Raw genomic sequence first — 12,342 nt, forward strand, 5'->3', positions numbered from 1 at the left:
TTCCGCCAATCGGTGTGACGCCGGTCCCGCCTCTCGCCGCATCGTCAACTTCAGTTGACATCACTTGTCTGTCAACCTATATTGACACCATGACGGATGCCAAGGATCTTGCCGAGTCGGCCGCGAGCGCCGACCCGCGCACAGGGCTGCGAGCCGCGCTCGCTCTACGTCGCCTCGCCGACTCGCTGGAGCGGCTGCAGGTGGTGAACGCCCGCCGACAGGGGTGGGCCTGGCAGGAGATCGCCGACGCGCTGGAGGTCAGCCGGCAGGCGGTCCACAAGAAGTACTCGAAGGAGATGTGATGTTCGAGAGATTCACCAAGCCGGCCCGCGATGCGGTGACCGCAGCACAGACGTACGCCGCCGAGCTCGGCCACGACCGCATCGGCGACGACCACCTGCTGCTGGCGGTCGGATCCAGCACCGGCTCGTCCGCCGCTCGGGCGCTCGCCGATGCCGGGGTCGATGCGGCTGGGCTACGGGCAGAGATCGAGCGTGCCCACGGGCGGCTCGGCAACGACGACGCCGATGCGCTGTCCACGCTCGGGATCGACCTGGACGCGGTGCGCTCGAAGGTCGAGGAGACCTTCGGCGCCGGCGCCCTGGGCAGCGGAAAGCCGCGCCGCCGCTTCGGTGGCCACATCCCGTTCACCAAGGACGCGAAGAAGACCCTCGAGCTCTCCCTGCGCGAGGCGATCCGGCTGGGTGACCGCTCGATCGGCACCGAGCACATCCTGCTCGGCCTCCTCCGGACAGAGGGGCAAGGACATGCTGCACTTCGGGCCCTCGGCGTGGATGCTGCTGCGCTGCGCCGCGTACTCGAGCACGGCGAAGCCGCCTGAGGCCGAGCCGTCACCCCCGCAGGCCGAGGCGTGGCACCCCCCCCGCCGGGCGGGGGGCCCCCGGGGGCCCCCCCCCCCCCCCGGGGTCGCCCCGCCTCGGCTGGGTGGGATCAGCCGGCGAGGTGAGACCAGGCCGGCGCGAGCTCGGCCCAGGGACCGACCGCGGCGACCTCGCCGTCGACCATGACGACGACACGGTCTGCCTGAGCGAGCGCGGCCCGCTTGGAGGTGGCTCCGATGACCGTCGTGTGCCGTTCGCGGAGCGCCCGCCAGAGCTCGATCTCGGTGGCCGCGTCGAGCGCGCTGGAGACGTCGTCGGCCAGGAGCAGCTCGGTGTCGGCGGCCAGTGCTCGCGCGAGGGCGAGGCGCTGGACCTGCCCCCCGGAGAGGCGTACGCCACGGTGTCCGACGATCGCGTCCGGACCGCCCGCCTCCTTGACGTCGAGCTCGAGCCGCGCGTCGGCGACCGGGCTGTCGAACGGCCGGTCGTGGCCCAGGCGGATGTTGTCGGAGAAGGTGCCGGAGAGCACCCGCGGCACCTGGGCGACGTAGGCCACCTGGCCGGGCCTCAGGAAGGACTGCGGGTCCTGCACCAGCTCGTCGTTCCACCGGATCGTTCCGGTGTGCTCGATGAGCCCGGCCAGCGACGCCAGCAGGGACGACTTGCCGGAACCGACCTGCCCGACGAGCAGGACCAGCTCGCCGCGCTCGACGGTCAGCGAGACGTCGGAGACTCCGATCGTGCCGTCGTCGTGGACCGCGGACAGCGCCGAGAGCTCCAACGACTCCAGCCGCACCTGCTCCACCGGTCCCGGGTCCGGTGCGTCACCGGAGACGAGGTCGACGCCGGGCGGTAGGTCCATCAGGTCACGACCGCCGGCGAACCGGCTGGTCTCCTTCTGCCAGGCACGCGTGCCAGGAGCCTCGGTGACGACCATGCCGGCCACCCGGCCGAACCAGTCGAAGCCCGAGACCGCGTTGGCCACCAGCAGCGCGGTGGCCAGCCCCCAGCCGCCACCGAAGTAGATGCCCCAGGCCGCGACGACGCCGCACTGCACCATCAGCGCGGGAACCCCGTCGAGGAACGCCTGCACCCGGTGCTCCTTCACCGCTGCCTCGACGCGGCCCGAGTCCACGTGCTGCAGGTGGGCGTGGACCTGCGGGGTGGCTGCGGCGAGCTTCACCGTGCGTACGGACTCCAGCGCCGAGACGACCGCGCGTCCGAACCGGGCGCGGGCAGCGGAGGAGGCCGCGGCCGAGCGGCCGGCGATCGGCCGGCCGACCGCGGAGGCCAGCGCCGAGGCGACCATCACGACCAGGAGCACGGCGCCGGCGAGCGCGGTGCCGGCCAGCAGGGCGGTGATCGTCGCGATCACCAGGCCGTTGACGAAGTCGACCCAGCGGTCGGCGTAACGGGCGTAGCGGTCCGCGTCCATCGACCGCGCGACGACCTCGCCGGGCGGCGTACGCGGCAGGCGGTGCTGGCGGGTCTGGCCGTAGAGCACCGACATCCGGGCACGCAGCATGACCTCGATCCACCAGCGCGGGTAGCGGTAGAAGGCGTCGGCGAGCATCAGCGGCGCGGCCAGCAGGCTGATCACCAGCAGCGCCGAGAGCACCGTCGGCCGGCCGCCGTCCTGCAGCGACTCGACGATCCGGCCCCACAGGAGACCGGTGAACGCACCCTGCGCACCCGTCATCGACGCGAACAGGAAGAGCAGCGCGCCGGCGACGCCCCACTCGGGGCGCAGGAACAGCACGTGCAGCATCCCGCGGGCGAGGGACGGCCCGGTGCCGACCTCGGCGACCTTCGGCGGCTCGCCGGAGCGACGCTTCCCGCCGACGTTGCCGTCCGCGACATGGTCGAGGGTGGAGTGGTCGACAGCCTTGACGTCCGGCGCCGGTGAGTCGTGGTGGTCGGTGCGGCTGGCCTCGAGCAGATCACGGAACGGCCCGGGCGCGGTCGCCAGCGAGGCCCGCAGACCGTGCTGGATCACTCGCCCGTGGTCGAGCACGGCCACGTGCGGCGCCCGCTCGATCGTGGAGAGCCGGTGGGCGATCAGGATGCCCGTGCGCCCGGTCAGCAGCCGGTCGGCGGCCGCGACCACCCGGCGCTCGGTGAGCGGGTCCATCCGCGCAGTCGCCTCGTCGAGCACGACCACGCGTACGTCACGCACCAGCAGCCTGGCGAAGGCGACCAGCTGCTCCTCCCCCGCCGACAACGAGGTGCCGCCGGGACCGAGCAGGGTGTCGAGCCCGTCAGGCAGGCCGGCGACCCACTCGGAGAGCCCGAGCCGGGCGACGGCGCGCTCGATGTCCTCGCGCGGACGCAGGTCGTCGAAGAGCGCGATGTTCTCCGCGAGCGTGCCGGCCAGGATCTCCGTACGCTGCGTCACCACGCCCACGGAGGCGCGCAGCTGCTGCAGGTCGAGGTCGCGCACGTCCACGCCGCCCAGGAAGACCGAGCCGCGCGGCGGCTCGACGGCCCGGGAGAGCAGCGAGGCGAGCGTCGACTTGCCCGAGCCGGTGCGGCCGACCAGGGCGATCGTGTCGCCCGCCGGCACCGTGAGCGAGATGCCCTGGAGGGCGAAGGTGCCCTCGGCGTAGGAGAAGGTCAGGTCGCGCAGGTCGACCTCGAGCGCTCCCCCGGCGGGCACCGGGGCGCCGCCTTCGGGCTCCGGCTCGGTGGCCATCATCTGGCGCAGTCGGATGACGGCACCCATGCCGGCCTGGATGTCGGGCAGGTGGCTGGCGAGCATCGCGATCTGGCCCACGAACGTGCTCGTGACCAGGAACAACGTCACCAGCGCGCTGATCCCGAGCCGATCGTTCGCGGCGAGCGCGATCCCGGCGAGACCGATGCCGGCCAGCAGCGAGTGCAGCAGCAGACCGGCGCGGCGGCCGACCTTCGCCTCGACCGTGACCACGGCGCGGAACTTCTCGTGGACGATCGCCGAGAGTCGCGCCACCCGGGCGACCACGTGGTCCTGCCCGAGGCTCGTACGCAGGTCGTCACGTCCCGCGATGCCCTCCTCGAGCACGGCGGCGTGGTCGGTCCAGGCAGCCTCCTCGATGACCTTCAGCCGCGAGATCTCGCCCAGCAGCCGGCGGATCACGAACCAGGTCACCACGGCCAGCAACGGGAACAGGAAGGTCGCCGGCCACCAGGTGAAGCTGGCCACGATCCACATCGGGAGCGCCGCGAAGACCGATCGGAACAGCATCCACAGCTGCCAGCGCAGCAGGTTGCCGACCTCGTGGGAGTCGTCGTCGACCCGGTCGAGGATCTCCCCCACGGCCTGTTCGCTCAGCTCGGAGAGCGGCTGTCGCATGGCCGCCTGGAGGACGTCCTCGCGCAGCTTGCCCTCGACCCGGTCGGAGACTCCGACCCAGCCGATCTTCGCTGTCGAGTCGACCAGCGACGCACCGATCACGCACAGCGCCAGCCATCCGACCAGGCTCGCGGTCGGGTTCTCGGCGAGCCGGCCGGCCACGACGGTGCCGATCGACTGGGACACCATGGCGACCGCCAGGGCGACCAGCGCCGCGACCGTCACGGGGCCTTTCAGGCGTCGCCAGTCGACCTGTCGGCTCGGGTCGACAGGCATGGCGGGGACTCCGTGGGACGTGCCGGAAGTGGGCGCGGGCGGAGTCGAGAGCGTCGCAGTCATCAGGACATCACGGTAGGCGTGACCACCGACACCTACCTAAAGGTTTTCCGCCTCACGCCCATCGCAAACATGATGCTGACCTGGACTTATAGGAATCAGAAGAAAGTTTTGGAGACCAAGGTCACGTACGCCGGGAAAGCGTCCGGGACGGCACGACGGCCCGGCACATCCGTGCCGGGCCGTCGCAGGGTTGAGGGCGCTCGTCTCAGAAAGCGTCGATCGCCTCGTTGAGCGTCGCGGAGGGACGCATCACGGCGGTGACCTTCTCGGCGTCGGGGCGGTAGTAGCCGCCGATGTCGGCCGGCTTGCCCTGGACCGCGAGGAGCTCCTCGACGATCGTGGCCTCGTTGGCGGCGAGGGTCTCGGCGAGACCCTTGAACGCCGCCGCGAGCTCGGTGTCCTCGGTCTGCGCGGCCAGCTCCTGGGCCCAGTAGAGGCCGAGGTAGAAGTGCGAGCCGCGGTTGTCGGTGGTGCCGAGCTTGCGGCCCGGGGAGCGGTCGTTCTCGAGGAACGTCGCGGTCGCCCGGTCCAGCGCGGCCGCGAGCACCTTCGCGGAAGGAGCAGAGGCCTGCTCGGCGTACTTCTCGAAGGCGGGCACCAGCGCGAAGAACTCACCCAGCGAGTCCCAGCGCAGGTAGTCCTCCTCGACCAGCTGCTGCACGTGCTTCGGCGCCGAGCCGCCCGCACCCGTCTCGAACAGACCGCCGCCGGCGATCAGCGGGACGATGGAGAGCATCTTCGCCGACGTACCGACCTCGAGGATCGGGAACAGGTCGGTGTTGTAGTCGCGCAGCACGTTGCCGGTGACCGAGATGGTGTCCTCACCGTTGCGCAGGCGCTCGAGGGAGTACGCGGTGGCGAGCTCGGGCGAGAGGATCTTGATCTCGAGACCTTCGGTGTCGTGCTCGGTCAGGTAGGTCGTGACCTTCTTGATCAGCTCGGCGTCGTGGGCGCGCGACTCGTCGAGCCAGAAGATCGCCGGGGTCTTGGAGTCACGCGCGCGGCTGACAGCGAGCTTGACCCAGTCGCGTACCGGGATGTCCTTGGTCTGGCAGGCGCGCCAGATGTCGCCGGCCTCGACGTCGTGCTCGATCAGCACGTCGCCCGCCTTGTTGAGCACGCGGACGGTGCCGGCGGCCTCGATCTGGAAGGTCTTGTCGTGGGAGCCGTACTCCTCGGCCTTCTGCGCCATCAGACCGACGTTGGGGACGGTGCCGATGGTGGCCGGGTCGAGCGGGCCGTTCTTCTTCACGTCGTCGATGACGGTCTGGTAGACGCCGGCGTAGGAGGAGTCCGGGATCACCGCGAGGGTGTCGTCCTCGCCGCCGTCGGCGCCCCAGAGCTTGCCGCCGTTGCGGACCAGCGCCGGGATCGAGGCGTCGATGATGACGTCGGAGGGGACGTGCAGGTTGGTGATGCCCTTGTCAGAGTTGACGTAGGACAGGCGCGGACCGCTCTCGATGGCGGCCTTGAAGGCGGCCTCGATCTCGGCGCCCTTCTCCAGGCCGGAGAGGCCCGACAGGATCGCGCCCAGGCCGTCGTTGGCGGACAGGCCGGCAGCGTCGAGGTCGGCGCCGTACTTCTCGAAGACGTCCTTGAAGTAGGCCTTCACGACGTGGCCGAAGATGATCGGGTCCGAGACCTTCATCATCGTGGCCTTGAGGTGCAGCGAGAAGAGCACGTCGTCGGCCTTGGCCTTGGCGAGCGCGTTCTCGAGGAAGGCGTGCAGGTTGGCCGCGGACATGTAGGTCGCGTCGACGATCTCGCCCGCGAGCACCGGCAGCTCGGCGAGCAGCGTCACCGTCTCGCCGTCGGCCTTCTCGAGCACGATGGAGAGGGTGTCGTCGGCCGGGATGGTCACCGACTTCTCGTTGGACTTGAAGTCGTGCGCGCCCATCGTCGCGACGGTGGTCTTGGAGCCGTCGGCGAACGGCTTGTTCGTGTGCGGGTGGGCCTTGGCGTACGCCTTGACCGAGCCCGGCGCGCGGCGGTCGGAGTTGCCCTCACGCAGGACCGGGTTCACCGCGGAGCCCTTGACCTTGTCGTACTTGGCCCGGATCTCCTCCTCCTCGGGCGTGCTGGGCGCCTCGGGGTAGTCCGGGATCTGGTGGCCCTGCGACTGCAGCTCCTTGATCGCGGCCTTGAGCTGCGGGATGGAGGCGGAGATGTTGGGCAGCTTGACGATGTTGGCTTCCGGCGTCTTCGCCAGGTCACCGAGCTCGCTGAGCGCGTCGTCGGCGAGGCCGAACTGCGCCAGGATGCGCGCGGCCACGGAGATGTCACGCGTCTCGATCTCGACGCCGGCCTTGGCCGCGTAGGCCGAGACGATGGGAAGGAAGGAGTACGTCGCGAGGAGCGGTGCCTCGTCGGTGTGGGTGTAGATGATTCGTGCGGCCATTGCGGTGGCTACTCCTGACAGTTGCGATCTGCGGTGCTGGTCACTTCGGCCGGGGACCCGGACAAACGGGTAAGTGCCTTGACGTCAAGATACCTGATAGCCGATGCGACACCGCCCCGCCCTACCTAAGCACCACGATGTGCCGTCACAAAAGAGTTACTGTGTGACAACACCTCCATGTTGTTCAGGTGACTGCTGATACCTGAGAGGTTTGTCCGCCCCACCGGACCGGCTTCTCGGGTGTCGAAGGGTCTGACCGACGTCAACCGACATTGAAGGGCTTAAGGGGACATGACCGAGGAATCACTGTCGGCAGCTGAGCCGACCTTCATCCAGAAACTCGCGGCCGAGGTCATCGGGACATTCATTCTCGTGTTCCTCGGCTGCGGTTCAGTCGTCGCGGTCTTCGCGGGAGTCACCCACGCCGGACTGCGCAACTCGCCCTGGCGTCTCGAGGTCGCGGCGGTCGGCCTGGCCTTCGGTATCGCCGTCGTCATCGGCGCCTACACCTTCGGCCGTATCTCCGGTGGCCACTTCAACCCGGCCGTGACTCTCGGCGTCGCCTCGGCCGGCCGGATCAGCTGGAAGGACGCGGGCGCCTACATCGGCGCTCAGTTCGTCGGCGCCACCGTCGGCGCGATCGTGCTGTTCCTCGTCGCGCTCTCCTCCGGCTACAACTCGTGGAACGACGGCGGCCTCGGCGCCAACGGCTTCGGTGACGGTGCCGGCACCGGGCTCATCGGCGCGATCCTGGTCGAGCTCGTGCTCACCTTCATCTTCGTCTTCGTCATCCTCGGCGTCACCGACAAGCGCGCGGGGACCAACGCCACCGCAGCACCGCTGGCCATCGGCCTCGCGCTGGCCGCGATCCACTTCGTCGGCATCCCGCTGACCGGCACCTCGGTCAACCCCGCGCGTTCGTTCGGGCCGGCGCTCTTCTCGGGCACCGACGCGCTGGTCGACCTCCCGGTCTTCCTGATCGTCCCCGCTCTCGGTGGTGCCCTCGCCGGGTTCGTCTACCCGCTGCTCTTCAACAAGGACGGCTCCGAGATCGCGGGAGCGGGCCTCGCCTTCGGCGGAGACAACCTGTCCCCGGCCCCCAGCTTCCAGTCCTGGGACTCCCAGGCCGCTGCCCCGGCGGCGCCCGCTGCTGCGGCCGCTCCGGCTGCCCCGGCGGCACCTGCCGCCCCGGCCGCACCGGCCGCCGACCCGGCTCCGCCGGCTGCCCCCGAGACCGGCGACCGGACCATCGTCTCCGGTGGCGGCCAGGCCGGTGGCGGCCAGCAGGCCTGGCAGCAGCCCACCCAGAACGCCGAAGGCGACCTGCCTGTCTACGAGCAGGACGGCTGGCGCTGGGACTACGCCAAGCAGGAGTGGGTCCCGATCGAGCAGTGACCCACGACACGAAGGAAGGCCGTCCCGGTCGGGGCGGCCTTCCTTCTTGTGTACGTACCGGTGGGTGGGTCCTGGGGCTGTCTGAGTCCTACTCGCCGGGGACGGTCACCGCGAGGATCCACAGCGCACCCGCGCTGCACGCCAGCAGGATCACGTCGAACCAGCGGCTGCGCACGGCCAGCATTCCCGCATCCTTCGTACGCAGCACCGCACGTCCGAGCGACGCCGCGCCCACCCCCGCGGCGAGGACGATGATCCCCACCCGCCATTGGCCGAAGCCGACGAGCCCGAGACCGACGAGCGCTGCCGCCAGGACTCCGAGATAGACGATGCCGCCGATGGTCGAGGGGAAGCTGCGTACGGCTTCGTGGTCCGTCTTCTCAGGTGTCACCGCCACCGGTGCGGAAGCCTCCGGTGTGGGGGTCAGCGGGGGGTGGACGGACACGGTGTCAGAGCCTTTCGAGAGCCTTCTCGGCGCTGAGGACGATATTGGAGAGCAGCATGGCCCGTGTCATCGGACCCACCCCACCCGGGTTCGGCGACACCCAACCAGCCACGTCCCACACGTCCTCGGCCAGGTCTCCTGCGATCTTACCGTCGACTCGGGAGACTCCGACGTCCAACAGGGCCGCGCCGGGCTTGACCATGTTTTTCGTGATGATGCCCGGAACGCCCGCGGCCGCGACCACGATGTCGGCGTTGCGGGTGTGAGCGGCCAGGTCACGGGTGCCGGTGTGGCACAGCGTGACGGTGGCATTCTCGCTACGGCGGGTCAGCAGCAGGCCCAGCGGTCGGCCGACGGTCAGCCCACGACCGACCACGACCACCTCGGCGCCGTTGATCTCGACGCCGTGACGACGCAGCAGCTCGATGCAGCCCACCGGGGTGCACGGCAGCGGACCGTCCTCACCGAGGACCAGCTTGCCGAGGTTGTGCGGGTGCAGACCGTCGACGTCCTTCTCCGGAGCGACCCGGGAGAGCAGCGCGAACTCGTCCAGGCCGGTCGGCTGCTGGATGAGGAAGCCGGTGCATGCGGGGTCTGCGTTGAGGCGGTCGATCTCCGCCTCCACCTCCGCCTGCGTCGCGGTCGCAGGCAGATCCACCCGGATCGACTCGATGCCGATCTCGGCGCAGTCCTTGTGCTTGGCGTTGACGTACCACCGACTGCCCGGATCGTCGCCCACCAGTACGGTCCCGAGGCCCGGCGTGATGCCCGCGGCCTTCAACTTCTGCACCCTGTCGGCCAGCTCGGCCTTGATCGTCTTGAGGGTGGCGGTGCCGTCCAGCTTCTGTGCAGTCACGGTGACCATCCTAGGGTCCACCGATGTGTCGTCTGCGGAGGCCCACGGGCGTCAGGGAATCAGCCGCTCGCAGCCGTACTTGACCTCAGCCCGACAGGCGTCGCTTCCGGCCCGCCCGTAGACGGTGTCCCGGCCACCGTCGCCATCGAGCACGTTGGCTCCGGCCGTTCCGTAGACGATGTCGCGGTAGCCGGTGCCATCGAAGTTCTCTACCCCGGTGAAGGTGAAGTCGAACGCCCCCGAAGTCGCGCCGGGCAGCGTCAAGGAACGGCCGGTGCCGGCTGCGAGGTCGACGCGGGCGCCACCACTGTCCACCCCGCCGAAGATGAGAGTGTCCGCACCCGTACCACCAACGAGTCGAGCGCCGTTTCCGTAAGGTTCGACCTTGTCGTTGCCGGAGTCTCCATAGGCCTTGCCCTTGGCGACACCGATCCCGTCGGCGCCAGGACCACCGTGGCCTACGCCGCCCCACAGGTGGATCCAGTCGCGTCCGTCGCCGCCGTAGACGACGTCACCGGCCGACTGTCCGAAGACGGTGTCGTTTCCCTCACCACCGAAGAGCCTGTCGGCGCCTTCATAGCCGCTGGAACCGTGGTCGATCTGGTCAGCGCCGAGCCCTCCGAAGACCCGGTCCTCACCGCGGTTACCGCTGATCGTGTCGTCCCCGGCACCGCCACAGATGAGGTCGTTCCCCGCCTTGCCGAAGATCACGTCGTTACCGCCCGCGCCGAAGATCACGTCGTCGCCAGCGGTGCCGACGAGCCTGTCCGCGCCCGCCGTGCCAACGATGGTGGCAGCCCTCCCGTCGCAGGACGGGGCCGCGTTCGCCGAATTCAGGGCGAGTCCCGCGGGGAGCGCGATCGCGGCTACGACGGTGACGACAACGGCAGTACGGCGGATCATGCCCGGCCTCTTTCAAGCTGAAGGGATGGAGGGCTGAACATAGGGCCGTCGACCCGTTTCGGTCCGGCGTACGTCTGCGGTGTTACCCGTCGTTTCCAGGTTCGTCTGCGCTGTGATGATGATCGGCCCAAGCGATCACTGACAGAGGTGCCTGCGGGGACTACGACAGAGGGTCCGACCTTGTGAACGCTTCACAAGGTCGGACCCTCACCCGTGGTGCTGTCAGTGCGCGAAGTGACGCGTGCCGGTGAAGTACATCGTCACGCCGGCAGCCTCGCAGGCCTTGATGGTGAGCTCGTCGCGGATGGAGCCGCCGGGCTGGACGATCGCCTTGACGCCGGCGTCGATCAGGATCTGCGGGCCGTCCTCGAAGGGGAAGAAGGCGTCGGAGGCGGCGACGGAGCCACGGGCACGCTCGGCGCCCTCGGCGAGGGTGTTGGCCCGCTCGACGGCCAGGCGGCAGGAGTCGACGCGGTTGACCTGGCCCATCCCGATGCCGACCGCAGCACCGTCGCGGGCGAGCAGGATCGCGTTGGACTTCGCGGCGCGTACGGCCTTCCAGGCGAACGCCAGGTCGGCCAGGGTCGCCTCGTCGGCGGCCTCACCGGTGGCCAGGGTCCAGTTGGCCGGGTCGTCGCCCTCGGCCTGGAACGTGTCGGTGTGCTGCATCAGCAGGCCGCCGCTGATCGGTCGGGTCTCGACACCGGAGGTCGCGAGCGGCTCGGCGACGAGGATGCGGATGTTCTTCTTACCCTGCAGGATCTCGACGGCGCCGTCCTCGTAACCGGGCGCGACGATCACCTCGGTGAAGACCTCGGCGACCTGCTCGGCCATCTGCTTCGAGACGGGTACGTTGGTGGCGATCACGCCGCCGAACGCGGAGACCGGGTCGCACTCGTGGGCGCGGCGGTGGGCCTCGGCGACGTCCGCGCCGACCGCGACGCCGCACGGGTTGGCGTGCTTGATGATCGCGACGGTCGGCTGGTCACCCTGGTCGTAGGCGGCGCGGCGAGCGGCGTCGGTGTCGACGTAGTTGTTGTAGGACATCTCCTTGCCGTGCAGCTGCTCGGCGGCGGCCAGCCCACCCGGACCGAAGCCCGAACGGTAGAGCGCGGCCGGCTGGTGCGGGTTCTCGCCGTAGCGCAGCACCGCCTGGCGGTCCCAGGTCGCGCCCGCCCACGCCGGGAAACCCGAGCCGTCGGAGGTGTCGGTGAGCACGTTGCCCATCCACGAGGCGACCTGCACGTCGTACGTCGCGGTGTGCACGAACGCCTTGGCGGCGAGCTGCTGGCGCTCGGCGAGCGTGAAGCCACCGGCCTGGGCGGCCTCGAGCGCGCGGGCGTAGTCGGCGCCGTCGGTGACGATGGCGACCGAGGCGTGGTTCTTGGCGGCGGCGCGGACCATGGAGGGGCCACCGATGTCGATCTTCTCGATGCAGTCCTGCTCGCCGGCGCCGGACGCGACGGTGTCGGCGAACGGGTAGAGGTTGACGACCACCAGGTCGAACGGCTCCACCTCGAGCTGCTCGAGCTGGGCGACATGCTCCGGAAGACGGCGGTCGGCGAGGATGCCGGCGTGCACGCGCGGGTGCAGCGTCTTCACGCGGCCGTCGAGGCACTCCGGGAATCCGGTCAGCTCCTCGACCTTGGTCACCGGCAGGCCGAGCTTCTCGATCAGCGCGGCCGAGCCGCCGGTCGACACGAGCTCCACACCGGCGTCGTGGAGCCCGCGGACCAGGTCTTCGAGACCGGTCTTGTCGTAGACGGACACCAGGGCCCGCTTGATGCCAATCTTGTCCTGCACTGCCTGGTCCTGCACAGCCACACTCCCCAT

Annotated in this window: 9 protein-coding genes; 3 read left to right on the forward strand and 6 right to left on the reverse strand. The window is 69.9% G+C overall.

Translation table 11 applies throughout. The annotated features are described in order from the left end of the window. The first annotated feature begins 89 nt into the window (after positions 1 to 89). Both WBG06_RS06660 and WBG06_RS06665 read left to right on the forward strand, forming a co-directional pair. The gene (locus tag WBG06_RS06660) at positions 90 to 302 is read left to right on the forward strand and encodes a helix-turn-helix domain-containing protein (RefSeq protein WP_336735788.1); all 213 of its coding nucleotides are present in this window, start codon (positions 90 to 92) and stop codon (positions 300 to 302) included. Further along, a complete protein-coding gene (locus tag WBG06_RS06665) occupies positions 302 to 841 on the forward strand; it encodes a Clp protease N-terminal domain-containing protein (protein ID WP_336735789.1) in 540 nt (179 codons plus the stop codon). The genes WBG06_RS06660 and WBG06_RS06665 overlap by 1 nt, the downstream gene beginning before the upstream one ends. Before the next feature lie 110 nt (positions 842 to 951). Here the strand turns inward: WBG06_RS06665 and WBG06_RS06670 are convergent, their stop codons facing one another. Then, on the reverse strand, positions 952 to 4,449 hold the full coding sequence (locus WBG06_RS06670; protein WP_336735791.1) for an ABC transporter ATP-binding protein: 3,498 nt from the start codon (positions 4,447 to 4,449) through the stop codon (positions 952 to 954). A gap of 268 nt (positions 4,450 to 4,717) precedes the next feature. Continuing rightward, on the reverse strand, positions 4,718 to 6,910 hold the full coding sequence (locus tag WBG06_RS06675; RefSeq protein ID WP_336735793.1) for an NADP-dependent isocitrate dehydrogenase: 2,193 nt from the start codon (positions 6,908 to 6,910) through the stop codon (positions 4,718 to 4,720). Between the two features lie 291 nt (positions 6,911 to 7,201). Here WBG06_RS06675 and WBG06_RS06680 point away from each other — a divergent pair, with 291 nt between their 5' ends. Further along, positions 7,202 to 8,305 carry an MIP/aquaporin family protein gene (locus WBG06_RS06680; protein WP_336735795.1) on the forward strand — a complete coding sequence of 368 codons (1,104 nt, stop codon included), beginning with the start codon at positions 7,202 to 7,204 and terminating at the stop codon, positions 8,303 to 8,305. A gap of 88 nt (positions 8,306 to 8,393) precedes the next feature. Here WBG06_RS06680 and WBG06_RS06685 read toward each other — a convergent pair whose 3' ends face one another. From WBG06_RS06685 to purH, 4 genes are all read right to left on the reverse strand, one after another. Beyond that, the gene (locus tag WBG06_RS06685) at positions 8,394 to 8,750 is read right to left on the reverse strand and encodes a DUF3017 domain-containing protein (RefSeq protein WP_336735797.1); all 357 of its coding nucleotides are present in this window, start codon (positions 8,748 to 8,750) and stop codon (positions 8,394 to 8,396) included. Between the two features lie 4 nt (positions 8,751 to 8,754). Beyond that, positions 8,755 to 9,606, reverse strand: coding sequence for a bifunctional methylenetetrahydrofolate dehydrogenase/methenyltetrahydrofolate cyclohydrolase (locus tag WBG06_RS06690; RefSeq protein WP_336735799.1), 852 nt, complete (start codon positions 9,604 to 9,606; stop codon positions 8,755 to 8,757). Positions 9,607 to 9,657: 51 nt separating this feature from the next. Next, the gene (locus tag WBG06_RS06695; RefSeq protein WP_336735801.1) at positions 9,658 to 10,509 is read right to left on the reverse strand and encodes a calcium-binding protein; all 852 of its coding nucleotides are present in this window, start codon (positions 10,507 to 10,509) and stop codon (positions 9,658 to 9,660) included. Positions 10,510 to 10,731: 222 nt separating this feature from the next. Beyond that, positions 10,732 to 12,342 carry a bifunctional phosphoribosylaminoimidazolecarboxamide formyltransferase/IMP cyclohydrolase gene (gene purH / locus WBG06_RS06700; protein ID WP_336735803.1) on the reverse strand — a complete coding sequence of 537 codons (1,611 nt, stop codon included), beginning with the start codon at positions 12,340 to 12,342 and terminating at the stop codon, positions 10,732 to 10,734.

It is taken from the genome of Nocardioides sp. CCNWLW239, from assembly GCF_037137035.1.
Classification (GTDB): domain Bacteria; phylum Actinomycetota; class Actinomycetes; order Propionibacteriales; family Nocardioidaceae; genus Nocardioides.

Excerpts from the sequence above, each read along its gene's own strand:
- WBG06_RS06660 (WP_336735788.1), top strand. The coding sequence starts at position 90 with ATGACGGATGCCAAGGATCTTGCCGAGTCGGCCGCGAGCGCCGACCCG.
- WBG06_RS06665 (WP_336735789.1), top strand. The coding sequence starts at position 302 with ATGTTCGAGAGATTCACCAAGCCGGCCCGCGATGCGGTGACCGCAGCA.
- WBG06_RS06670 (WP_336735791.1), bottom strand. The coding sequence starts at position 4,449 with ATGCCTGTCGACCCGAGCCGACAGGTCGACTGGCGACGCCTGAAAGGC.
- WBG06_RS06675 (WP_336735793.1), bottom strand. The coding sequence starts at position 6,910 with ATGGCCGCACGAATCATCTACACCCACACCGACGAGGCACCGCTCCTC.
- WBG06_RS06680 (WP_336735795.1), top strand. The coding sequence starts at position 7,202 with ATGACCGAGGAATCACTGTCGGCAGCTGAGCCGACCTTCATCCAGAAA.
- WBG06_RS06695 (WP_336735801.1), bottom strand. The coding sequence starts at position 10,509 with ATGATCCGCCGTACTGCCGTTGTCGTCACCGTCGTAGCCGCGATCGCG.
- purH (WP_336735803.1), bottom strand. The coding sequence starts at position 12,342 with ATGGGGAGTGTGGCTGTGCAGGACCAGGCAGTGCAGGACAAGATTGGC.